At 68.9% G+C, this 23,053-nt stretch carries 25 protein-coding genes and 1 pseudogene; 23 read left to right on the plus strand and 3 right to left on the minus strand.

Going from position 1 to position 23,053, the window contains the following annotated elements; genetic code table 11:
• Positions 1–37 precede the first annotated feature (37 nt).
• The 4 genes from HNR16_RS09710 (at position 38) to HNR16_RS09725 (ending at position 2,674) form a co-directional block, all read left to right on the plus strand.
• A complete protein-coding gene (locus tag HNR16_RS09710; RefSeq protein WP_158041919.1) occupies positions 38–583 on the plus strand; it encodes a hypothetical protein in 546 nt (181 codons plus the stop codon).
• On the plus strand, positions 580–792 hold the full coding sequence (locus HNR16_RS09715) for a helix-turn-helix transcriptional regulator (protein ID WP_158041918.1): 213 nt from the start codon (positions 580–582) through the stop codon (positions 790–792). Before HNR16_RS09710 ends, HNR16_RS09715 begins: the two co-directional genes overlap by 4 nt.
• Positions 793–820: 28 nt before the next feature.
• A complete protein-coding gene (locus HNR16_RS09720) occupies positions 821–1,438 on the plus strand; it encodes a hypothetical protein (RefSeq protein ID WP_225737979.1) in 618 nt (205 codons plus the stop codon).
• Positions 1,422–2,674, plus strand: a protein-coding gene (locus HNR16_RS09725; RefSeq protein WP_179558138.1) for an IS3 family transposase whose coding sequence is annotated in 2 segments (ribosomal slippage) — positions 1,422–1,704 and positions 1,704–2,674 — 1,254 coding nt in all. Because the reading frame shifts where the segments join, the coding sequence is not laid out codon by codon here. Before HNR16_RS09720 ends, HNR16_RS09725 begins: the two co-directional genes overlap by 17 nt.
• Here the strand turns inward: HNR16_RS09725 and HNR16_RS09730 are convergent.
• The 3 genes and pseudogenes from HNR16_RS09730 to mobF all read right to left on the minus strand — a co-directional run bounded on the left by HNR16_RS09730 (position 2,638) and on the right by mobF (position 6,851).
• Entirely contained in the window at positions 2,638–3,732 is a 1,095-nt protein-coding gene (locus HNR16_RS09730; protein ID WP_338109184.1) for an ATP-binding domain-containing protein, read from the minus strand. The genes HNR16_RS09725 and HNR16_RS09730 overlap by 37 nt on opposite strands.
• A 63-nt stretch (positions 3,733–3,795) precedes the next feature.
• Positions 3,796–4,663 (minus strand): annotated as a pseudogene (locus tag HNR16_RS18235) (IS5 family transposase); the annotation flags it as partial.
• Positions 4,664–4,712: 49 nt separating this feature from the next.
• The gene (gene mobF, locus HNR16_RS09740; RefSeq protein WP_225737997.1) at positions 4,713–6,851 is read right to left on the minus strand and encodes a MobF family relaxase; all 2,139 of its coding nucleotides are present in this window, start codon (positions 6,849–6,851) and stop codon (positions 4,713–4,715) included.
• Between the two features lie 201 nt (positions 6,852–7,052).
• Here mobF and HNR16_RS09745 point away from each other — a divergent pair, with 201 nt between their 5' ends.
• The 19 genes from HNR16_RS09745 (at position 7,053) to HNR16_RS09835 (ending at position 22,940) form a co-directional block, all read left to right on the plus strand.
• Complete coding sequence (locus HNR16_RS09745; RefSeq protein ID WP_158042073.1) at positions 7,053–7,472, plus strand: SRPBCC family protein; 420 nt, start codon at positions 7,053–7,055, stop codon at positions 7,470–7,472.
• Positions 7,469–7,879, plus strand: a complete 411-nt coding sequence (locus HNR16_RS09750; RefSeq protein ID WP_158042072.1) for an EVE domain-containing protein — start codon at positions 7,469–7,471, stop codon at positions 7,877–7,879. Before HNR16_RS09745 ends, HNR16_RS09750 begins: the two co-directional genes overlap by 4 nt.
• Positions 7,876–8,337 carry a MarR family winged helix-turn-helix transcriptional regulator gene (locus tag HNR16_RS09755; RefSeq protein ID WP_158042071.1) on the plus strand — a complete coding sequence of 154 codons (462 nt, stop codon included), beginning with the start codon at positions 7,876–7,878 and terminating at the stop codon, positions 8,335–8,337. Before HNR16_RS09750 ends, HNR16_RS09755 begins: the two co-directional genes overlap by 4 nt.
• 187 nt (positions 8,338–8,524) lie before the next feature.
• Positions 8,525–9,055 (plus strand): DUF1453 domain-containing protein, encoded by a 531-nt coding sequence (locus HNR16_RS09760; protein ID WP_158042070.1) that lies wholly within the window; start codon positions 8,525–8,527, stop codon positions 9,053–9,055.
• 37 nt (positions 9,056–9,092) lie between these two features.
• Positions 9,093–9,539 carry a MarR family winged helix-turn-helix transcriptional regulator gene (locus tag HNR16_RS09765; protein WP_158042069.1) on the plus strand — a complete coding sequence of 149 codons (447 nt, stop codon included), beginning with the start codon at positions 9,093–9,095 and terminating at the stop codon, positions 9,537–9,539.
• Between the two features lie 40 nt (positions 9,540–9,579).
• Positions 9,580–10,476, plus strand: a complete 897-nt coding sequence (locus HNR16_RS09770; RefSeq protein ID WP_225737996.1) for a helix-turn-helix transcriptional regulator — start codon at positions 9,580–9,582, stop codon at positions 10,474–10,476.
• A 232-nt stretch (positions 10,477–10,708) separates the two neighbouring features.
• The gene (locus tag HNR16_RS09775) at positions 10,709–11,683 is read left to right on the plus strand and encodes a bifunctional DNA primase/polymerase (protein WP_158042068.1); all 975 of its coding nucleotides are present in this window, start codon (positions 10,709–10,711) and stop codon (positions 11,681–11,683) included.
• Between the two features lie 16 nt (positions 11,684–11,699).
• A complete protein-coding gene (locus HNR16_RS09780) occupies positions 11,700–12,329 on the plus strand; it encodes a DUF2637 domain-containing protein (protein WP_158042067.1) in 630 nt (209 codons plus the stop codon).
• Positions 12,326–12,766 carry a hypothetical protein gene (locus HNR16_RS09785; RefSeq protein WP_158042066.1) on the plus strand — a complete coding sequence of 147 codons (441 nt, stop codon included), beginning with the start codon at positions 12,326–12,328 and terminating at the stop codon, positions 12,764–12,766. Before HNR16_RS09780 ends, HNR16_RS09785 begins: the two co-directional genes overlap by 4 nt.
• A gap of 91 nt (positions 12,767–12,857) precedes the next feature.
• Entirely contained in the window at positions 12,858–13,703 is an 846-nt protein-coding gene (locus HNR16_RS09790; protein WP_158042065.1) for a hypothetical protein, read from the plus strand.
• Positions 13,703–14,683 (plus strand): ParB N-terminal domain-containing protein, encoded by a 981-nt coding sequence (locus tag HNR16_RS09795; RefSeq protein WP_158042064.1) that lies wholly within the window; start codon positions 13,703–13,705, stop codon positions 14,681–14,683. Before HNR16_RS09790 ends, HNR16_RS09795 begins: the two co-directional genes overlap by 1 nt.
• A gap of 30 nt (positions 14,684–14,713) precedes the next feature.
• Positions 14,714–15,427 carry a hypothetical protein gene (locus tag HNR16_RS09800; protein ID WP_158042063.1) on the plus strand — a complete coding sequence of 238 codons (714 nt, stop codon included), beginning with the start codon at positions 14,714–14,716 and terminating at the stop codon, positions 15,425–15,427.
• Positions 15,428–15,444: 17 nt separating this feature from the next.
• A complete protein-coding gene (locus HNR16_RS09805; RefSeq protein WP_158042062.1) occupies positions 15,445–17,061 on the plus strand; it encodes a M23 family metallopeptidase in 1,617 nt (538 codons plus the stop codon).
• A complete protein-coding gene (locus HNR16_RS09810; protein WP_158042061.1) occupies positions 17,061–17,327 on the plus strand; it encodes a DUF6112 family protein in 267 nt (88 codons plus the stop codon). The genes HNR16_RS09805 and HNR16_RS09810 overlap by 1 nt, the downstream gene beginning before the upstream one ends.
• 110 nt (positions 17,328–17,437) lie before the next feature.
• Entirely contained in the window at positions 17,438–17,707 is a 270-nt protein-coding gene (locus HNR16_RS09815) for a DUF6112 family protein (protein WP_158042060.1), read from the plus strand.
• A 38-nt stretch (positions 17,708–17,745) separates the two neighbouring features.
• Positions 17,746–19,104 (plus strand): conjugal transfer protein TrbL, encoded by a 1,359-nt coding sequence (locus HNR16_RS09820; protein ID WP_158042059.1) that lies wholly within the window; start codon positions 17,746–17,748, stop codon positions 19,102–19,104.
• 6 nt (positions 19,105–19,110) lie between these two features.
• Positions 19,111–20,583, plus strand: coding sequence for an SCO6880 family protein (locus HNR16_RS09825; protein ID WP_158042058.1), 1,473 nt, complete (start codon positions 19,111–19,113; stop codon positions 20,581–20,583).
• Between the two features lie 51 nt (positions 20,584–20,634).
• Positions 20,635–21,435, plus strand: a complete 801-nt coding sequence (locus HNR16_RS09830) for a hypothetical protein (RefSeq protein ID WP_158042057.1) — start codon at positions 20,635–20,637, stop codon at positions 21,433–21,435.
• Positions 21,432–22,940: an ATP-binding protein gene (locus HNR16_RS09835; RefSeq protein WP_158042056.1), complete on the plus strand. Its 1,509-nt coding sequence runs from the start codon at positions 21,432–21,434 to the stop codon at positions 22,938–22,940. The genes HNR16_RS09830 and HNR16_RS09835 overlap by 4 nt, the downstream gene beginning before the upstream one ends.
• Positions 22,941–23,053: the final 113 nt, after the last annotated feature.

Consider the following 23,053-nt stretch of genomic DNA (forward strand, 5'->3'; position numbering starts at 1 on the left):
CCCTTACACACACCATTTGACACGCTCTCGCAGGATCGTGGAGGAGCAGTACGCCCAGCACATCAACGACGTCCTGGGCGAGGTGCCGCGGCCCATCAACTGGCGGAACCTGCCACCCGAGGACCTGGAACACGAGTTGCTCGAGCTCAACGCCTGGGTCGACTGGCTCCGACACGAGTACGGGCTCCCGGCCCAGATCATCCCGCCGATGTGGCACCGCCACCCCGAACTGCTCTGGGAGCTGTCCGCGCTCCGCCAGCACTGGCTGTTCAGCTACGACCCACAAGCCAAGGGAAACCAGGCCCTCGCCTGGCACCATGACTTCGGCCTCGCCCGCGAACGGCTCCACGACTGGGTCACCATCTCCGGCACCCGGCTCGACCGGGACCGGCCCACCCGCGTCACCCCGTGGCCCGGTGGTGAAGCCGAGGGCTGGGCGGAGCCCGACACCACCGACCGGCCCGTGACCGAGCGCACCGAGGACTTCCTCGCATTCGTGGAGGAACAGATCCGCGCCCGGCAGCAGGAGCAGGACGCGACGATCCAGGAGATCGTGAACACGGACTGGAGTGACCGACCATGAGCGAGACGATCACCGAGACGCCACTGGTGTCACCGCTGCTGGACAGCCGGGAAGTCGCCGCCTACCTCAAGGTCTCAGAGGCGACGTTGTCGCGCTGGCGCACCGACAAGAAGGGGCCACCGTTCCTGCGGATGGGCGGCATCACCCGGTACCGCCTCGACGCTGTCGAGGCGTGGCTCACGTCCCTCTCCGCCGATGAACACAGCTGAGAGCACCCCAGCCGTCCCGCCCTTCGGGGTGAAGGTCACCACCGACCTCGAATACCGCACTTCCGGCATCCGGGCACGGGCGCGCTGGATCGACCCGCAGACCCGACGGCGCATCGTGCGCGCGCTCGTCGTACCCGACGAGGAAGCCGCCGAGGCGTTCTTCACCGATCTGCTGAAGTCCTCGGAGATCGGCATCGACCGGCGCATCACCTTCGCGGACGACCTGACCACCATCGGAGACCCGTGGACGCGCGGCCTGGACCCGACCTCGACCGCCGACGGCTACAAGGTCGGCCTGCGTCTACGCGTGCTCCCCGCACTCGGGCACCTGCCGCTCTCGCAGATCACGGCCGGGATGATCGACCGCACCATCGACGACTGGGAGAAAGTGCACTCCGCCTCAACGATCAAGAACACCATCGCACCGCTCGTGCGCGTGCTCGACGAGGCCGTTCGCGACGACGTACTCGCCAGCAACCCAGCCCGCAACAGGTCCCGGCGCAGCCTCGGCAATTCCGCCCTCATCATCCCCGCCGAACACACCTCGCCACGCGCCAACGCCCTGCCGGATCTAGCGATGACTCGCCCCGGTGTGTCCGGAGACAGGATTCCTTGGAAGGATCTGTCTTATGGGACGTCCCAGTAAGTATCCGCGCGAGCTTCGTGAGCGCGCTGTCCGTATGGTCGTCGAGGTGCGGGCCGATTATCCGAGCGAGTATCAGGCGATGACCGCGGTCGCGCAGATGCTCGGCATCGGGTCGCCGGAAACGATTCGCACCTGGATCCGTCGGGAGCAGGTCGACGCGGGAGACCGGCCCGGTGTGACGACTGACGCGGCGGTGGAGATCAAGCGCCTGAAGCGGGAGAACGCCGAGCTGCGGCGGGCGAACGAGATCTTGAAGGCGGCTTCAGCTTTCTTCGCGGCCGAACTCGACCGGCCACACAAGCGATAGTCGCCTTCATCGACGAACACAAGGACCGCACCGAGGGCGGGCTCCGATGGGGTGTCGAGTCGATCTGCGCTGTGCTCACCCAGCACGGCGTGAAGATCGCCCCATCGACCTACTACGACGCCCGCGGGCGCGGACCGTCATCCCAGGCCGTGTCGGATGAGCGGTGGAAGCCGATCATCCTGGCGGCGTGGCAGGCGCACCGCAAGGTGCTCGGGGCCCGAAAGCTCTGGTTGCGGCTCCGCCGTGACGGTCACGACATCGCGCGCTGCACGCTCGAGCGCCTCATGCGTGAGCTTGGGATCGCCGGCGTGCTCCGCGGGAAGCGGAAGCGTCCCGTCGACACGGATCCGCGCGAGACCCGCCCCGCGGACCTCGTCGACCGACACTTCGCCCGGTTCCGCACGAACCAGCTCTGGGTCGCGGACTTCACATACGTGTGGACGTGGTCTGGATGGGTCTACGTCGCGTTCGTCTTCGACGCGCACTCCCGCCGCATCATCGGCTGGCGCGCCGCGACGAGCATGACCACACCGCTCGTGCTCGACTGCCTCGACATGGCTCTCTTCACCCGCCGCCGCGAAGGCATCACCGGGTTCGAGGGGCTCACGCATCACACCGACGCGGGCAGCGTCTACACGTCAATCGCCTTCACCGATCGGCTCGTCGACGAAGGCATCGACCCGTCCGTCGGATCCGTCGGCGACGCCTACGACAACTCTCTCGCGGAATCGCAGATCGGGCTCTACAAGTCCGAACTCATCCACCACGAAGGTCCCTGGCGTGACGTCGATCAGGTCGAGGCGGCGACCGCATCCTGGGTGCTCTGGTTCAACACCGAACGCACCCACGGCTCCATCGACGACCTCACACCCCTCGAGGTCGAGCAACTCGACTACGCTCGCAACGAACCGGTTGAAAGAGCCGGCTGACACCAGCAAACAGCTCTCCGGACATGCCGGGGCGAGTCAGGGATCGGCTCGGCAGGTGTCGGGATGAGCCCACCGACTCGCCGCGGGCGGGTACGTCCGCCAGCCAGGCTGGTCGTGGCGTGGTCGACCCGCTTGGCGAGCACGGCGGCCGGGTCCGCCTGATCCTCGCCGGGCGCGATCATCGGGGCCAGGGCGGCGAGCGTCGTGGTGACGTCGTGCCCAGCTGCTTCGTGTCGTGCGAGTGCGCCTTCGAGGTGCTCGTAGTAGGGGCTGGTAAACACGTCGTCGGCCACGTTCTCGGAGAAGGGTGCGACATCGAGCAGCGCGGCCCAGCGGTCGGTCTGTGCTTCGTGGGCGAGCAGGTCGTACTCGGCCAGCAGCACCGGCAGCGAGGCGTGCCGGTCGACCTCGAGCTTGAGCGTCTCGGTGGCGGCCAGGTCGGCGTCGCTGCGCGCGAGCACTCGTGCCAGTTGCTCGATCCGGGTCATCTCGTCGGGCTGATCGAGGTGAGGCTCGACCTCGTGCGGGTCGGGCTGGATGACATAGGCATGGTTGCTCAACCGCCCACGGGTGAGCGCGACGTAGAGCAGTTCGCGTGCGGCCTTCAACGGGTCGATCAGCGCGTGCACGGTGTCCACGGTCATCCCCTGCGCTCGGTGGACAGTGGAGGCGTAGCCAAGCTCCACCTCCTCGCTCACATACGAGGCGGTCAGCACGAGGGCCTTGCCGTGTGGACGGTCGCCCTTCCCGAGCCGCCGTACCGCCAGCGAGCCGTCCTCAAAGCGTCGCGTGACCTGCCAGCGATCACCGTTCTTGACCCACGACCACCCGGTCGAGAGGCGACGCTCGTTGCGGCGGGTCACAACGAGATCGCGGACCCCTGCGGCGGTGCCGTCGTGCAGGGGCACGCCGTCGGCCTCGACGCGGCCGGCTTCGATCAGGTCGGTGCGGGCGCGTTGGTTCAGCTCGCTGACCGCTTCGCCGTTCGCGGCGATCATCAGTGTGGAGCGTCCTGCGGCGCGGTCGGTCTGCCAGGCGTCGTAGAGCGCGTCGAGCATCGTGTCGAGTCCGCCGTCATGCAGACGCCCGTGGTTCTCGTAGGCCGTGTTGCTAAAGGCGCTGGTGAGCCAGTGGAGTGTCGCGGCGAGGCAGAGGCCGGCGTGGTAGTTCCGTGCGGTCTTGTCTGAACGCATCGCGATCCCGCGCCACTGCTTGAGCTTGTTGAAGCACCGCTCGACGACGTTGCGGCCGCGGTAACGAGTCCGCTGCTGGTCGCCGAAGTCGATCGGTCGTCCGCGGCGCTTGCGTCGGTGGGCGATCTGATCGTCGCGCTCCGGGATCGTCGCGGCGATCCCGCGTTCGCGCAGCCAGGCCCGGTTCGCCTTGGACGGGTAGCCCTTGTCCGCGAGCACCCGGTCCGGCCTCGACCGTGGCCTGCCCCTCGCGCCCGGCACGCGGATCTCGCTCAGCGTCGCGGTCAGCATGCTGGTGTCCGCCGCCTGCCCGGGCGTGAGAATGAACGCGAGGGCTCTGCCCTTCCCGTCGCAGACCAGGTGATTCTTCGTCGTCAACCCGCCGCGGGAGCGACCGATCGCATGATCGGGCGGCTCGTCACCGAACTTCTTGTAGTTCGATAGGCCCCCCTGTGGTGCGGGGAAGTGTCGCGCCGTGCTGGTGCACACGCACGATCGTGGAGTCGATCGACGCGACCCAATCCAAGTCCCCGGACTGCTGCGCGAGCGACTGCGTCTTCTCCAGCACCCGCGCCCACACGCCCTGCTCGGACCACCGGTTGAAGTTCTTGTAGATCGTGTTCCAGTTCCCGAACCGCTCCGGCACGTCCCGCCACGGCGCCCCCGTCCGGAACCGCCACGCCGTCGCCTCAACGACCGTGCGCCGATCCACAGGAGGCCGACCCGTCGATTTCGCGTTCGGGAACAACGGGCCGATCACCGCCCACGCTTCATCCGAGATCACATCACGCGACACGCGTCCAAGACTCGCCCACGAGGAGCCCGAAGACGTTTAGCAACACGGCCTAGGTCTTCAGCACGCTCGTCTTCCCGTGGCGCAGCGCGAGGCTGGCGGTCTTCTCCCACTCGTGGGCGAACCGGCGCACGTCGGTCAGCTCCGGGACACCGCGCCGGTGACGGGTGAGCATCCCGAACGCCCCGCCCGTCTCGACTGCGGACAGTTGAGCCCAATCTCCGATGAGCACGACCTTGGCCCCGACCTCGGCGGCATGAGCGGTGATGCGATCCAACGCCAGCGTCCCGGCCAGCGAGGCTTCGTCGACGAGCACGAGCTGACCGGGCTGGAGGTTCCAACGCCCCTTGCGGTGCTCGTAGAGGAACTTCGCCGTGTTCTCGGCCCGCACATCCAAGCTCTCACCGAGGACTTCGGCGGCCACCGCGGACGGGGCCAGACCGATCACCGACTCCTTGCCGTGCGCGGCGGTCCACGCCCTGTGCAAGGCACGCAGCGCGGTCGTCTTGCCCGCCCCGGCCGGGCCGACCAACAGATCGAGCGTCAGCCCGGAACGCGCGATCGCCGTAATCGCAATGGCCTGATCCGGCTCCAGCCGGACTCCCCTGATCTTGCGCGAGGCATGTCGGGCCACGAGTCGCGCAGACAGCGACGGCGCGCCCTCGGCGGCAGCGTGGCCCAGGAGCCGGGTCTCGGCGTCCAGGATGTCCTGACTCGAATACGAGATCTGGTCGGCAGGCTGGAAACGGTTGGAGCCGTCCAAGCTCGCGTAGTGATCGGGAACAGCGCGGTCATACTCCGGCGTGAGCCGCAGCGATGCTCCCTCGGCCCTTTGCACGATCTGATCCAGCACCGCTGTCCGGTCGCCGGTGGTGACGAACCGTACGCCCATGAGCTGCCGCATCGCCTCGGCATGCAGGTTCAACCGGCCCCAGGTCGCCCGGCGGTTGCCGACCTCCATCAGCACGACCGTCGCGATGTCCTCGACCTGCTCCAGACCCACGTCGTCCGCGCGCAACCGCGCCTGCGTGGAGCCCTGCGCCAACAGTTGCTCCGCCCAGGTCGGCGCGTCCTCACCGAGCACCGCAGTCGCACGTTCGCGCCACTCGGTGGTCAGCTCGGCCAGAGAGTGCAACTCCTTGTCCGGTCGGGTCTCCAAGGTGGCCTGCTGACGCAACCTCGCAATCGTCCGCGCCGATGGCGCATGTCCGTGCTCGGCGGTGTACTCGGCGATCAGCCGATCCTTGACCTGCTCGATCCCCTCCACGCCCATGCCGCCGGTGGTGCGGCGGGAGAACTCCGCGACCAGCGCGGCCGGCACGCCGTCGATCTCCCAGCCGGTGTTGCGGTCCTTCCCGCGATCCACCGGCACCCACGAGACGCCGAGCAGCCGGGTCGTGTGGTCGGTGAGGAAGGCGTTGTACGACGCCGACAACGCCACCACAGCACGATGCAGGGTCCGGGAGTCCAGGGTCCGCCAACGCCCATCGACGCCTTGGACCTTGTTCGACACGACAACGTGTGTATGGAGTTGCGGGTCGGCGGCGCGGGAGTCGTAGTGATCGAACGCCGTTGCGATGATGCCGACGACGGGCATCCTCGCGATTCCGCCGTGCCCGACTCTGGTTGCCGCGACCCGATCTTCCAGCATGGCGAGCGTGTCGCGCATGGCCGCGTGGTGCGCCTGGGCGATCAGAGACTGCGTGCCCGCGTCGGCGACGCCCCACACGGCGCTGAGCGACTTCGGTGGCGAGAATGTTAGGTCGAAGCCCGCAACCGCGGTGCGGGGCTTCTTCGCAACCTCCTCCTCGCGGATGCGCTCGATCGCTGCGTCGCGTTGCGTCCCAGTCAGCGCGGCGTCAAGGCGTGCAACCCTCGCCGCAATCCGTTCGCGTGGGGGTTGCAGCCGCGGATACGCCGACCCGAGCTTCGCACCCGTCACCGGATGGACGCCCTCGCCCAGCAGCCGGGCGAGGTGTTCCTCGGTCACCGTGTCCCCAGCGGCGAGCGCCGGACCCTGCCCGGTGTCCAGGCTCGCAAGGCCGGTGCCGAGCCAGGTCCCCGGCGGGCAGCCGGACTCGGTGTAGTAGCGAGTCAGCGGAGTGCCCATGCTCCGATCGCCGTCGCCCGCGGCCACCGACTTCAACAGGTATTCGTAGCCGCGGCCAGACGACATCACCCGGATCGTCATCACCACGGCCGGCCCCTCCCGAGACAGCCGCGGGACGGGCCGTCTCAGGGACCAGGTGCGCTCCCCGCGCCGGCCAGCACCCTTGGTGCCAACCGTGTGGGGGAAACGACAGGCTTACCGGGGCGGCTGGTAGCGATGATCTAAACGGACGACCGCGCGCGCAAGCTTGCAGGCCATTTGATAAGTGCGCATACTACATGGATGGTGGTTCTCGATTCGTATGCTGCTCGGACGGCTCATGGGGCGGAGGCGGTGTTCTCACGGTGGGCTGATCCCGAGGGCTGGCCGGAGTGGGATGCGGAGGTTCGGGAAGTCACGTTCGCCGGGCCAGCGATGATCGGCGCGCGGGGGCGGATGCGTCCGGCCTCCGGCCCTGCTGCGTCGTTCTCGGTGACGGCGTTCGAGCCCGGCCGGGTGTTCACGAACGTCTCATCGCTGCCGGGAGCGAAGCTCGTCTTCGAGCACCTCGTCACCCCGGCACCGGACGGGGCAGCGGTCGAGGTCGTCGTGCGTGTCGAGGGCCTTCTCGCGCCCTTGTGGAAGCGCGTTCTCGGCCGGAGCCTGGGGAGTGCGGCACGGTCGAGCGTCACGGGCCTGCTCGCATACTTGGACGCGGCATGAGTCGCGGCTGGCTGGGTGTGGTCTCTGCCGCGCATGTGCGTCGCGGTGTCGAACTCGGCATCGCGCAGATCAACCACGGCCAACGCGCACCCCTGACACGGATGCAGCCCGGCGACACCCTCGTCTACTACTCCCCGACACGACAGCGCGGCGACCGCACCCCGTACCGGTTCTTCACCGCGATCGGCACCGTCGCCGACGATGACATCTGGCAGGCCGACGAGGGCGACTTCGCTCCGTACCGGAGACGCATCGACTATCTCGCGGCGACCCCGGTACCGCTCGCCGACCTCCGACCGCGCCTGCACCTGACCGGGGAACCGAACTGGGGCTACCAGCTTCGCACCGGACTCGTGCTCCTCGACGCCCACGACGTGCAGATCATCAGAGAGGCGATGCACGCATGACCGGCGCACTCGACACCGTCTACCCCGACCCCGAGGCCAGCACCGGGCTGATGCTGTGGCGAGTCACGAACTCCTGGCAGCGCACCATCCGAGCCGCACTCGCCCCGTTCGACCTGACCCATGTGCAGTTCGTGCTCCTGGCCGTGCTCACCTCGATGGATCGCTCGGCCCCGGTCACGCAGCGCGACCTCGCGGCACGCGCCGCGACCGATCCCATGATGACCTCACAAGTGCTCCGCGCCCTGGAGAGCAAGGGCCTGATCGAACGCCTCGCGCATCCGACCGACGGAAGAGCGCGAACCCTCACCCCGACAGTCGCCGGAGTCAGCCTGGTGAACCGTGCGAACGCCGCCGTCGAGCACGCAGACCGCGCCTACTTCGCCGCCCTCGGCGACGATGCCCGGGGCTTCACCCGTTCCCTGGCAACCCTCGACGCAGAAAACGTCGAGCCAATGTAGGCGCAGCCGCATGACCGGGAGAAGCGTTGCCACCTCATGGCACCCTGCGAGCTGGGGGTTGATGCCCCTGCTGAGCTCGCACGCCGCGTGTCACGCGAAGGTTGCCAAAGTTTCATATCAATCACTAGTGATGTATCATCTGTGATGAATGTGGTGCAGGGTGCATCCGTTCGGAACGGAGTGCGTCATGGATCTGACGGAGTGGATCATCTCGGTTGCGCTGATCCTGGTGGTCGTCCGCCAGATTCGCGGCCGGAAGCTCACCCTCATCGGCCTGCTGTGGCCCGTCCCCTTGGTCGCGTGGGGGGCGATCAACTACCTGGGCGGCGTCCCCGCCTATGCCGCCGACTGGACGTTCGTCGCGGTGGACTGCGCGGCGGGCCTCGCGCTGGGTGTCGGATGCGGCCTGCTGACCGATGTCTATATCGAAGACGGCGTGGTCAAAGCCCGTGCGCGGTGGCTGGCCGCGGTGCTCTGGATCGTCGGCATGAGCAGCCGCCTGGCGTTCGGGCTGTTCGCCACCAACGGCGGGGCCGAGAAGATCGGCGAGCTCAGCGAGAAGCTGGGCATCCACTCCGCGAACACCTGGGCATCGGGTCTGATCGCGATGGCACTGGTCGAGGTCGTCGCCCGCAGCGCCGTGCTGTTCGTCCGCTGGAACCGCCTCCAGCAAACCGTCACGGCCTCCCCGGTGCCCGAGAGCCAGGAGACACCATGACTGCCGTAAGTTCAGACACTAGTGATGGAATAGAGACATGCGCGCCGCCGACCTTCACCGCCTCGCACGAGAACTCCGCGAGATTGCGCTCCGCGCGACCGAGAACACGGGCGACGACCGCATCAACGCGGGAGAGCTGGCCGTGCTGGAAGACATCGCCAGGCACCCCCACTCCGCGATCAACGAGGTCACTCGCCGAACCGGGCTCGCCCAGAGCCTCGTCTCCCGGATCACACGGGCGATGGCCGACGCCGGAGCGGTCATCATCGAGCCCGACCCCTCCGACCGCCGGAAGGTGCGAGTCAGCCTGGACGAAGCGACACGGGCGGCAGCCCTCGACCGGGCCGACAACCCCGCCACCGAAGCTATCGCCGCAGCCGTACCAACACTCACTGACGAGCAGCGGGCCAGTCTCGAACACCATCTCGCGGAAGCCGCCAACCTGCTCTACCTCGCGGCGGAAGAAGAACAATCAGACGACTGAACGCCTCGCGTCCAACCTGGGTTCTTGATGGAGCTGGGCCGTGCACCAGTACCAGCCGGTTCTCGCCCGAACCAGCACGGTGCATCGCCCGGTGGGGCCGGTGGCGTATGACTGCGTGAAGGTCATTGTGGTGCGCGACGGCTCCGCGATTCTGTTCAGCGAGTTCGGGCAGAAGGCGGTCAAGGTCGGCGACGTGATCTTGCTCGGCGCGAACGTGCTGTGCGGGTCGGAGCCGGAGGGCCACATCACCGTCACGACGGTCTACCTCGACACTGACTATGTGCTCGATCAGGTGCGCTGGCAGTACGCGGGCTTCCTCGAAGACCGCCTCAAGGCTCAAGGATTCGCCGAGACCATCTACACCGAACCAGCCCAGATCCTCCGGCTGGGCGAAGACCGCGCCGGGATGCTGTTGCCCTGGCTGGACGAACTCGTCGCCTTCAGCCTCGACGGAGACTTCGTGCGCCACTACTACCGGATACAAGCACTGTGGTTCCAGATCATGTATGTGGTCGCCCCGTTCATCAAGGTCTCCCCGGTGCGCATCTCGCCCTCGCAGCGTGCGCATATCCGGCCCACGCTCCCGAGAGATCGTCGCTTCGCACCCCTGCGCGTTGAGGCTCGCAAAGCCGCTGGCCTACTGCGTGAAGCTCCGTCCCAACGTTGGACGCTGGAGGAGCTTGCGGCCGAGGTGCATCTGTCGCCCTCACGGTTGTCCAGTGTGTTCGTGGAGGCGTACGGCAAGACGCCTCTGGCGTTTCTGACGATGATCCGCGCTGAGAACCTGGCAAAATATCTCCGAGAGACAGACCTCACGGTCACCGCCGCCATGCAGCGGGTGGGGTGGCACTCCCGCTCCCACGCTACGAAGCTCTTCCACCAGTACGTCGGCCTCACGCCCGGCGACTACCGACGGCTCCGCGTCCAGGCAGCCTGACGATGTGAGCCGAATCTGCCAACTCTGGGCCGGTTCTTTCAGACCATGAGCCTCCGGCCGTTCGGACGCCGGATCGACTGGTAATCCGGTAGAGACTCGTCGGGTTCTTCGCGAAGCCTGATGGTCACCGTCTCGTCTCCTTGTCCGTCTCGTCTCCCCGATCCTCCCGACGCACCTCACGGTCGTACGGTCGCCCCGCTGCGGGGTGGCCTCTGGCGGAAGGAGGCCCGCGATGGACGAGGTACGCGACGCTCGCGCAGCGCGCGACGCTATGACGCGCCGAACCTCGGCGGTCGCCGGGGTCTTCAGTCTCCTCGCCGAGGGGATGCCCGTCTCCGTCGCGGCGCGCGAGTTGGCGCGGCGAGGCGTGCCGGTGTTCCCGTGCGCGCCGGGTGGGAAGCGTCCGATCCCTGAGCGTAGTTTCCATGAGGCATCTGTCGATGCCGGGCAGGTTGAGCTGTGGTGGCGGGAGCGGTCTCGGGCGAACCTCGCCATTCCGACTGGTGCCGCCTCTGGCGTGGTTGTCGTCGATGTCGACGTGCATGGCGTCAACGGCCACCTGGCGTTCGCTCGCGCGGCACGTTCGGGAATGTTCCCGGAGCCGTTGGCGACGGTGAGCACGCCGACTGGAGGCAGGCACCTGTACTTCCCGGCCGACCCGGAGCGGGAGCAGCGGTCATGGCAGGTGGGTCGAGCTGGCATCGACCTCCGGGGCGACGGCGGCTACATCATCGTGCCGCCCTCGCTTCGTGCCCTCGACGGTCGCTGGGTGCCGTATCGGGTGGAGGCCGTGGCTACCGGGCGGGTCGCTTCGTTGGATGCGCAGCGGCTGCGCGACTTCCTCGACCCTCGCCCGAAGTACGTGCCCGTGCCGGAGCCGCCGGGCGGCTGGCCGCTGGACGTTGCTCGGCTCGTCTCGAAGGTCGCACGTAGGCCCGAGGGCGAGCGCAACCTCGGGCTGTTTAAGGCCGCGTGCCGCATGGCCGAGCACGGGCGTCCGCAAGGTGAAGCGCTGGAAGCACTCGGCCCGGCGGCGAGCCAGTCCGGGCTGGGCGAGCGCGAGATCACCCGAACGGTCGGTTCGGCGTATCGCCATGTCGCCACTTACGGGCCGCGACGACGCGCCCCCGCGCGCCAAGCGAGTGGCGGGTTCGCTGGCGACGGGCCGCCCGTGGCGGCTGCGGCGAGTGGCCGGGGGTTGCGATGAGCGCTCGGCGGCCTGCATGGGTTGGGCGGTGGTGACGGCTGCGACCGGAACGGTGATGATCGGTCTGGGCGCGTTCTGGCTGTCGTTCATGGCGCTCGCCGATCTCGCGGCCCGTTCGGGCATCGTGCCGGAGCAAGCATGGATCTGGCCGCTGCTGGTCGACGGGCTGATCGTGGTGTCCACGATCGCGGTCGTCGCGCTCGATGGACGCCCCGGCGCGTGGTATCCGTGGGCGCTGCTGATCTGCGGGGCTCTGGTCTCGGTTGCCGCGAACTCCTTGCACGCGATCGTCGCCGCCGATGCCAGCGTGCCCGGCCTGCTCGCCGCGACGGTGGCGGCGGTGCCGCCGCTGGTGTTGCTCGCCAGCACGCACCTGACCGTCGTCCTCACCCGCTCAACCACGCGGCCGCTGAGCACAGCGCACGCACCGCAAGAGGCAGCTGTGGAGACCGAGACCGAATCTGAGCCAGAGCTCGAGGCGGTGGCTGGGCGGCGTGAGCGTGCCGCCCGGCTCAGGGAGGCCGGCTGGTCGAACAAGGCCATCGCCGACGAGCTGCAAGTACATCCCTCGACGGTGGGCCGGTGGTTCACCCCGCCGCTGGATGAACCCGAGATCACAACGAGAGAGATGGAGACAACATCATGAACACCGACCCACGAGAGCACGAGCACGAGACCGCGCACGTTCCTGAGCCGGACGGCCCGGAAGACCGGAGCGAGGTACGGCAGGCACCCGACGCGGTAGCAGCCGCCGACGTCACCCGGCAGAAGAACGCCGAGGCCCTCGAATCCGAGGTCACCGATGAAGTAGCTGAGGCGGCTGAGGTTGAGCGGAAGCTCGACGCGCATCGGGCGCGCGGTATCGAGTGGGTGCGCCCCACTGACCTGATCGCCCGTAACAGTGCGTCGCTGGCGGGGCGCGGGATCGACATGGAGGTTGAGATGTCGCGCAAGGCCCGGGCACCGTTGGTGGACGGGCTGAGGAATCTCGGCGACCGGGCACGGCGGCTGTCGCCGCTGTCGTCGTTCGGCCACGGTGCCCGGCATCATGCGCCGACGCGCGCTGCGGTCGGGAAGTCGTGAAGCGGTGAGTAGCGATGACTCGATCACGAACGCCCGACCACCTCCAACGCGGAGGCCTGCTGTGTGCACCTTGCCGCCAGGAGGTGCCATCATGACGACCCGCACGGCATTCCGTGAACCGGAAGACTTCACCCGCAGCGAGGGCCTGCGTGCCCTGCTGAACCGACTGCACGAGAGCGGCCCCGGCGCGTGGCAGTCCGATCCGGTCGCCGCCGAGCTGATGATCTATGCGGCCGACAAGTATGGCGCGCTGGCCCGCAAGCACGGCCTCGACCCGTGGGAGGCGGCATCAGCCGCGTTCGATGTGATGCGCACCGCCGCCGCCCGCACCGCGAACGACCCGTGGGGCGTGGTGACCCATGCGGTGCGCATCACCTGCATCGCCGAGGAACGCGGGCAGGGGCTCTTGTGTTCGGTGCATCAGGCCCGACGTCCGCACATCTCCGCGTTCCACGACGCCGAGCGTCTTTCGGATCGGGAGAACCCGCTCACGGACTATCACTCGGCGTTCCACGTCACCGACCCCGAGCCTGGCGGTTCCGAGGAACCGGCGAGCACGAGGGCGTGCTGTTCTGCGGACTCGGCGGTCGAGGACGCGATCGCGTTGTTCACGCTGCTGGGCTGGCCCCCGCACATCGCTCGTGCCGGGATCGAGCACGTCTGCCAGGCCCTCGCCCGTGCGGGCAGTCGCCAGAGCGCGTACGAGACGCTGCGCCGCGACAAGCACGCCCGCGCTCTGCTGGACGTGAACCGTACCGCCTGGGCCGCGCTGCTGAGAGCGCTGCTCGGGCACCCCAGCCCGGCGTGTGCCGCGACCGCTGCGGGCCGGGGCATCCTGCTCCGGTTGCTGATCGGTGAGAGTCTGCGCGCGCTGCTGCGCGACGACGACCTGGTGCTGATGATCTCGCTCGCCGCCCCGAAGCACGGGAGCCGGTGATGGGCGCGCAGACCGGGCACATCGAACTCGACCGCACCGTCGAGTCGATCAGCGTCGGCAACCGGCACCGCACCGACCTGGGCGACCTGACCGCGCTGTGCGAGTCCATCGCCCGCGACGGGCTGCTGCAACCGTTGACGGTCACCATCGACGGGGTGCTGGTGTGCGGGGCTCGGCGGCTGGCCGCGATCAAGCTGCTCGGCTGGCGCACGGTGAGCGTGTGGGTGCGCTCGGGCATCTCGGGCAGGCTCGGGCACCTGCTGGCCGAGCAAGACGACAACCTCTTGCACAAAGACCTCACTCCGGTCGAGGCGGCGGCGCTCTATCGCGAGCTGCGCACGCTGATGACCGAGGATGCCGCGCGCAGGCAAGCGGCGACGCGGTTCAGCGCCGAGAATCAGCCCAGCGGCGACGGTGCGGGAAAGTTTCCCGCACCGTCGGAGCAGACCGGACGCGCCAGTGAACAGGCCGCCGCAATGATCCCCGGCGGCGCGTCGTACAAGACGCTCGACAAGATCGATTACCTGCGACAGCTTGCCGACGATCCCGAACTGCCCGACACGCTGCGCGCGCAGGCGGAGGACGAGCTGGAACGCATCGACGCGGGCGCGCCGGTGCATCCCGGCTTCGAGCGCATCCGCGCCGCCGTCGCCGAGACCGGGAGCGAGGCCGCCGAGCTGGAGGCTCTCGCGCAGCAGGCCGTGGCCCGCGCCCGCGCCGGACAGTCCACGCCCGAGCCCGCGACGCCGACGGGCGAGGCGACGCCTGCGCGGTGGCCGGTGCGGGCGTTCGTCGCCACCTGGTCGGAGCTTGTCGACTGGTGGACGCACTACGACGCCGAGGTGCTGGCGACCGACCTGAGCGACGAGCAGGTCACCTCGTTCTTGGAGACCGCCGACGGCACGAGCACGTTCGCCGACGAGCTGCGCACCGCCCGGCAGGAACTCGGCAACCCTCGCAGGCATCTGCGCGCCCTCTGACCCCAGGTGTCGGCGGCGCACCTGGGGGTCATGAAGACACCCGATGATCCCGCCCGCACCCGCCGTCGCCTGATCTCCTTCGCCTGCGTTGGGGTCGCGTTCCTCGTCCTGGCCGGGATCGGCGTCTACGGGCTGCTGACTGGCCCCGACGAACCGAGCCCGCCACCGCGCAGCGGCACGACCACGCCGAACCCCGCTGATCCGAGCGGGCCGACGCCGAGCCTGCCCGAGATCGCCCCGTCGACCGACCCGGAAGCGTTCGCCCGCGACGTCGCGAACGTGTTGTTCACCTGGGATACGACGAGCGGGTTCTGGCCGCTGGACTACACCGCTGTGCTGCTGGACGTGGGCGACCCGACCGGAACCGAGCAAGCAGGGCTGGCCTCCGACATCGCCTCCTATCTGCCCTCCCGTGACGCCTGGGTGGAGCTGCGCCAATACAGCACGACCCAGCATCTGACGATCAGCGACGCCTACGTGCCCGAACAGTGGTGGCAAGCCGTCGAGCAGGCCCGCCCCGGCCAACTCCCGGCCGGGGCCACGGCGATCACGATCGAGGGCACCCGGCACCGCACCGGCATCTGGAACGACGAGCCCGTCGCCTCCGAGCATCAGGTGGCGTTCACGATCTTCCTCGCCTGCCCTCCCGAGGCCCCGCCGACCGGCACCCGCACGCCCGCGCCGAGCGTGGTGCCGTCCTGCTATCTGCTGCGGCTGTCGGTGCTCGACAGTCCGCTGCACTGACGAGCCGGGAGCCACTGATGATGAAGAAGGCCGCCCTCGCGCTCGTGCTGTTTCTGATGCTCGGCCCGTTCGTCGGGCTGCTCGCCATCGGCGTGCTGATGAACCCGGCCGCGAACGCCGCCTGCACCCTCGACGGCTCCTACCGGGTCGGGAACATCCCTGACAGCCTCACCGTCACCACCGCGAACGGCACCACCTTCACGCTGAACCGGCAACAGCTCACGCACGCCGCCACGATCATCGAGGTCGGCTCGGGAATCGACGGCGTAGGCCGGGCTGGGGTCAAGATCGCGCTGATGGCGGCCCTCACCGAGAGCACGCTGCGGATGCTCGCGAACACCAGCGCCTACCCGGAGAGCGCCAACTTCCCGAACGACGGGAACGGTTCGGATCACGACAGCTTGGGGCTGTTCCAGATGCGACCTCAATCGGGATGGGGAAGCGTCGCCGAACTGATGAACCCCACCTATCAGGCGCAGGCGTTCTTCGGCGGGCCGACCGGCCCCAACTACCCCTCGCCGAGGGGCCTGCTCGACATCCCCGGCTGGGAACAGATGGACCCCGGCGAGGCCGCCCAGAGCGTCGAAGTCAGTGCGTTTCCCGACCGCTACCGCAACTACGCGCCGGTCGCTGACGCCATTCTCGAAGCCCTCACCAGCACCAGTGCGAGCTCTGGGCGCGGCGGGCCGGTCGTGGCGGCGGAGTCGTCGCGGGTCGTGTTCCCGCTCCCGGAGGGAACGTGGGTGAAGACCGATGACTTCGGGCCACGCATCCACCCGATCACCGGCGAGCACTCGTTCCACACTGGGCTCGATCTCGGCACGGCCGACGGCACCCCGATCCTCGCGGCCGCCGATGGTGTCGTGACGGTCGCGGAGTTCTCCGGCGGGTACGGCGGCCTCATCGTCATCGAGCACACCATCGACGGCCAGACGGTCGCGACCGCGTACGCCCACATGTGGCAGAGCGGCATCCATGTCCACGTCGGCGACCGCGTGCAGGCCGGGCAGCACATCGGGGATGTCGGAAGCTCCGGGATGAGCACGGGCGCGCATCTGCACTTCGAGGTTCGTCCGGGCGGCACGAACGCCGAAGCGATCGACCCGGTGGGCTGGCTCAACGCCCACGGTGCCGCGAACCTCCCCGAACCCGCCGGTAGCGCGGGCGCGGGATGCCAGGCCGGGAGTGCCGGAGCGCCGTCGCCGCTCACGGGCGACCCGGATCAGCTGGTGGACGATCCGACGAGCAACGGGCAGATCACTGCTCGGCTGGCGCATCTCATGGCCCAGACCAAAGCGGTGTTCCCTGACACGGGTTGGGGCTGCTACTCGCCAAGGCCGGGCACAAGGTCCGAGCATCCGCTGGGCCGGGCCTGTGACATCACCTTCGGCAACGCGATCGGCCACTACCCGACCCCGGCACAGCTGGAGGCGGGCTGGCAGGTGACGAACTGGATGAAAGACAACGCCGCCGCGCTCGGGGTCGAGTATCTGATCTGGCAGGGCAAGATCTGGTCGGTCGCACGCGACGCCGAGGGCTGGCGTCCATACAACGGCGGCGGGATGCACGACCCCGGCAACGTGACCGGAGGACACTTCGACCACCTGCACGTCACCGTGAAAGCAGGTGCGTGATGGGCGTGTTCCCCGACTTCGACGGCCTGGCCGGGATCGGCGATCTGAAACAGGTCGTGGGCGCGCTGTTCATGTTCGCGCTGGTGATCGCCGTGCTGATGCTGATCGTCTCCGCGATCATCTGGGCGGTCTCGTCGAGCAGCGGCAACTACGCTGCCGCGTCCAACGGCCGCGTCGGGGTGCTCGTCGCCCTCGGCGGCGCGGTTCTCGCCGGTGCCGGTGTCGCCTGGATGAACTGGCTCATCGGCATCGGCCAGCAACTCTGACCTCGCCACCACGCTGAGCGCCCACCCCACGCGGGTGGGCGCTCTTGTGCGTATGGAGGCGGGGCGCACCTGGGGGCAGAAGCAACCCTCAGCGTGAATGGAGAACCGTCGTGATCGACATCGACCCCAATGGCACCGGCCTTCCCGGTATCGAGCAGCTGCGCACCATCGTCGGCGCAGTCATGACCGTGGGCCTGATCCTCAGCGTTCTGGCGCTGATCGTCAGCGCGATCATCTGGGCCTACGGCTCCAACTCGTCCAATCCACATCTGGCGGGCAGGGGCAAGATCGGCGTCCTGGTGTCCTGCGGTGCCGCTGTCGTCTGTGGCGCGAGTGTGACGCTGATCAATTTCTTCTGGGGCGTCGGCCAAGCCGTCTGACCCGCTCATCCACCACTCCGATTCAGAGGAGGTTCGTGATGGGCGTGTGCGATATTCCCGTCATCTCCAGCGTCTGCGACGTGGCTGGTGAAGCCGCCGCGACGCTGATCTCGGCCCCATTCGACTGGCTCGCAAGCGCGATGGGTGAGGCCGCCGGCTGGCTCTTCGAGGCCGTCTGGACGGTCTTCGATACCACCACGCTGGTCGACGTCACCGGCAGCGAGTACGTCGGCGTCTACAACCTGATCTTCGGGATCGCCGTGTTCGTGATGCTGCTGTTCTTCTGCTTGCAGCTCATCACCGGCATGATCCGCCGAGAACCCGCCGCGCTCTCCCGCGCCGCTCTCGGGCTGGCCAAAAGCGTGCTCGGGTCGTTCGTCGTCATCACGCTGGTGGCGCTGCTGCTGGAGATCACCGACCAACTCGCCATCGGGATCATCCAAGCCGCCGGGGAGACCACCGCGACGATGGGCGACAAGATCGCGATTCTCGTGGCCGGGCTGACGGCGCTGAACGTGGGTGCGCCCGGTGTCGGGGCGATCCTCACGATCTTCCTCGCCGCCTTGGCCATTGCCGCCGCTGCGATCGTGTGGCTGTCGCTGCTGATCCGCAAGGCGTTGCTGCTGGTCGCGGTCGTGCTCGCCCCGTTCGCGTTCTCCGGGGCGTCCTGGGATGCCACGCGCGGCTGGATCTCCAAGTGGGCCATGTTCGTCGTCGCGCTCATCTTGTCCAAGCTCGTGCTCGTCGTGATCCTGCTGGTCGCGGTCACCCAGGTGTCAGCTCCGATCGACGCCGACCTGTCGAACATCGCCGACCCGCTGGCCGGGGTCGTGCTGATGGCGCTGGCCGGGTTCGCGCCCTACATGACGTATCGGTTCCTGTCGTTCATCGGCTTCGACCTCTACAACTCGATGGGCACCGAGCAGGAAGCCAAGAGCGCACTGAACCGTCCGGTGCCGGTGCCCGGCAAGCCGCAGGGCAACGCGCCCAAGCGCGTGCTCGACGAGGGCAGTGGGGGCGGCGACAAGAAGCCCAGCGGCGGGAGCGGCGGCGGGGCTGGCCCCAAGACGAAGCCCGCGCCCGCAGCGTCGTCAGCGGCCGGTGGTGCAGGCGGTGCGGGCGGCGGTTCTGCCGGAGCGGGTGCCGGTGCTGCGGGCGGCGGTGCTGCGGCTGCGGGGCCGATCGCCGCCGGGGTCGTGGCCGGGGCCGCCGTGGTCAAGGGCGCTGCGACAGCAGGCCCGAAAGCAGGGCAGGCACTCGCCGATCAAGCCGATCACGCGGCGGGCGGTGCCGAGCAGTCGGGGCCGAGCCAAGTGACCCCGCACGCGCCGCCGCCCTCGCAACCGCTGCCGAAGACCCCGAGCAGCACGCCGCCGCCGAGACCGACCAAGGAGTGACCTGTCATGTCCAGTACCGAAACGGCTCACGAGCGCGGCGGCGGCGAGTTGGTGCCGGTGAAGTTCAGCCGCTTGACCCGGCGCGGCATCCTGCTCGGCCTGTCGCTGTCGCAGCTGCTCACCCTCGGCATCGGCGGGGCGAGCCTCGTGGCCGCGTTCTACGGCGGCGGCGGGGTGCTGTTCGTCATCACCGCACCGATCTGGGTGCTGGCCGCTGCGGTCACCTGGACTCCGGTCGCGGGTCGCCCGCTGGTCGAATGGCTGCCGGTCGCTTGCTGGTGGCTGTGGCGCAAGACCGGCGGGCAGCTGGCCTACCGGCGCAGGATCGTCACGCCTCGGCCTGCGGGCACGCTCGCGCTGCCCGGTGACATGGCGCGGTTGCGCGAGTACGTCGACCCGGAGACCGGTGCCGGGATGGTGCACGACCCCACCGCCGCTACGCTCACCGTGGTCACGGAGATCACGCACCCGGCGTTCGTCTTGCTCGATCCCGGTGAGCAGGAACGCCGGGTCACCGCGTGGGGGCGGGTGCTGGCGACGGTGTGCCGGTCGGGGCGGATCGCGACGCTGCAAGTGCTGGAGCGCACCCTGCCCGACTCCGGGCAGGGCCTTGCGGAGTGGTGGGCCGCGCACGGCACCGCCGACGGCTCGTGGGCGGCGACGACCTATCAGGAGCTGATCGACCGGGCCGGGCCTGCCGGGGAACGTCACGCGACCACGCTCAGCCTGTCGCTGGACATGCGCGCCGCCGCCCGGCAGATCCGCACCGCAGGCGGCGGCATCAAGGGCGCGGCTGCCGTGCTGCGTCAGGAGATGGGCACCCTGTCGGCGGCGCTGCGCTCGGCAGACCTGACGAGCAAGGGCTGGCTCGGCACGGGGCAGATCGCGGTCATCCTGCGCTCGGCGTATGACCCGGCGATCGCTGCGACGCTGGAACGCCACGGCGACCTCGGCCACGACCTCGCCACCGCCGGGCCGGTCGCGGTCACCGAGTCGTGGGGGCATCTGCGCAGCGACTCGGCGTTCCACACCGTCCTCTGGATCAGCGAGTGGCCGCGCTCGATGGTGCATCCGGGGTTCCTCTCGCCCGTGCTGCCCAGTACCGGAATTCACCGTTCGTTCTCGCTGATCTGCACCCCGCTGCGCACCGATCAGGCCGCCCGCGACATTCGCCGCAAGAAGACCGAGTACATCTCCGATGCCGCCCAGCGCGCCCGGATCGGGCAGATCGAGGACGCAGGCCAGACCGCCGAGTTCCACGACGTTCTCCAGCAGGAGGCCGACTTGACGGCCGGGCACGGGGTGCTGCGCTACACCGGCCTGATCTCCGTGTCGGCCGATTCGCTGCCCGAGCTGGAGGCGGCGGTCGCCGCGATCGAGCAGGCCGCCATCCAAGCCTCGTGCGAGACCCGCACCCTGGTCGGCCAGCAGGCGCAGGCGTTCGCCGCCGCTGCGCTGCCGCTGTGCCGCAAGGCCTGACCCGTCTCGTGCACCTCGAAGCCAACCGCACCGATCACGGGGAGGCCCGACATGCCCACGTTCCACGATCCATCCGCCGACGCCGAAGAAGCCCGCCAAGCCTTGCGGGGCCTCGCGCACGCCACCATCCGCATCGACGACCCCGACGTGCTGTACGGCGTCGTCGGGGAGCTGCTCGGCGCGGCCCGCTCGCTGGAGCAGTCGCTCATCCAACTCGCCGGGGCGAGTCTCACCTATCAAGGGCGTGCCGCCCACGATGACGGCGACCTGGGCCTCGGTGCCGCCGACGCCTGGGCCGCCGCCGACGCGCTCCGCCAAGCCGCCCAGCATGTCAGCGCCGCCGAGACCGTGCTCGATCAGGCGGCTGGGCATCTGGGCCGCATCGCCTGGCAGCCTCCGCAGCGGCAGTGGGTGACGGTGGTGTTCTTGCAGGGCGAGGAAGCCGAGCCGGTGCTCGACCTCATCGACCGCGACGGCACCGTCGTAGCGATCGAGCAGCTGCGCGGCTACGACTACGGCGACGAGACCACGAACGCGGCGCTGGCGAACGGGCACGTCTACGACGAGCCGCCTCGCGGTGCGAACGACCGGCAGGTCATCGCGGGCGAGTACGCCCTGACCTACAGCCATGCGTTCGGGAACGTCGCCCTCTACCGCGCCTACACTCCGCCCGCCGACACCCCGGCGGCAGGCGACGGGCCGCAGCGCAGCGGGCCTGCGCAGGACGCCGCGACCGCCGACGCTGCACGGCGGGCGCTCGAGGAACGCCGGAACCGGGTGCGCGGCGACGGGTCGTGGTTCACCCCCGATCGGATCACGGACATCAAGCGGAACCGGGGGCTGGAGCGATGAGCGCCCGCGACGAGGAGAAGCTGCACGCCTCGGTGCTGGTGACCCCGGCCCGCGAGAAGCGCCGCTACCGCAAGCAGCGACGCCAGGCCGCGACGCAGCTGCACCGCGAGCAACGGCAACAGCGGATGGACGAGGCCAAGGCCCGCGCCGACGCCGAGAAAGCCGAACGTGCCGCGCGCCAGTATCTGCCCGCCGCCGGGGAACCGGGCCCGGCGAAGCTGCGCACCGCTGGTCGCTTCCGGCTACCTCGGCATCAGGACACCTCCGCCACGCTGTCGGGGGCCTACCCGTTCGTCGCAGAGGGCGGACTCGGCTCCAGCGGCGTCTTCGTCGGCCAGGACTTGTACAGCGGCGGCTCGTTCGTCTACGACCCGTGGGTGCTCTACGCACGCGGAATCATCACCGCCCCGAACGTCGTGCTGGCCGGGATCGTCGGCTCCGGCAAGTCGAGCCTCGCGAAGTCGCTGTACACGAGGTCGTTGGCGTTCGGCAGGCGCGTCTACATCCCCGGCGATCCGAAGGGCGAGCACACTGCCGTCGCCGAAGCGGTCGGGGGCCGGGCGATCGCGCTCGGGCACGGCATGGCGAACCGGCTCAACCCTCTGGACGAGGGCTACCGGCCGAGCAACCTCACCGACACCGAGTGGGAGACCACGGTGGCCGCGCGTCGCCGCGACCTCATCGGCGCACTGGCCGAGGTCGTCCTTACCCGCGCGCTGACCCCGTTGGAACACACCGCGATCGACACCGCCCTGACCGCGACCGTGCGCGAGAACGCCGTGCCGACCCTCCCGATGGTGGTCGAGCGCATCCTCACCCCCACGAACGATGCCGACGGCAGGCTCGCCGACGACGGCAGGCTCGTCGGCCACGCACTGCGGCGTCTGGTAGCCGGGGATCTCGCGGGGTTGTTCGACGGCCCAAGCACCGTGCAGTTCGATCCGACCCTGCCGATGATGAGCCTCGACCTGAGCCGGGTCACGGAGAACTCAACGCTCATCAGCGCGCTGATGACATGCTGCTCGGCGTGGATGGAGTCGGCGCTCCTCGATCCCGCAGGCGGGCAACGCTGGGTGATCTACGACGAAGCATGGCGTCTCATGTCGCAGCCATCGCTGCTGCGCAGGATGGACGCACACTGGAGGCTCGCCAGGCACTACGGCATCGCCAACGCCCTGATCTTCCACAAGCTGACCGACCTTGAGAACGTCGGCGACGCGGGTTCCGCGATGCGCTCGCTGGCGAACTCGTTGCTGGCCAATGCCGAAACGCGAGTGATCTACAGGCAAGAGAGCGACCAGCTGGGCGTCACCGCCAAGACCCTCGGCCTGACCACGACAGAGCGCAAACTGCTGCCCTCGCTCGGGGTCGGGCAGGGCTTGTGGCGCATCAAAGAACGCTCGTTCGTTGTCCAGCAACAGTTGCACCCCGCCGAGCTCGCGCTCTTCGACACGAGTGCCAGGGCATCGGGGGAAACCCGCAAGTTCACGATTCCTGAAGGCTAAATCGCCGGAAGATGCGGGTTCAGGCCATGGTTTCTGAGGTGTGGGGTTGCATGTTCCGCGAACATGCAACCCCACCGGTGAACACTTGGGCCGGGCGTGCACCTGCCGCAGGC

Source organism: Pseudoclavibacter chungangensis, from assembly GCF_013410545.1.
Taxonomy (GTDB): Bacteria; Actinomycetota; Actinomycetes; order Actinomycetales; family Microbacteriaceae; genus Pseudoclavibacter; species Pseudoclavibacter chungangensis.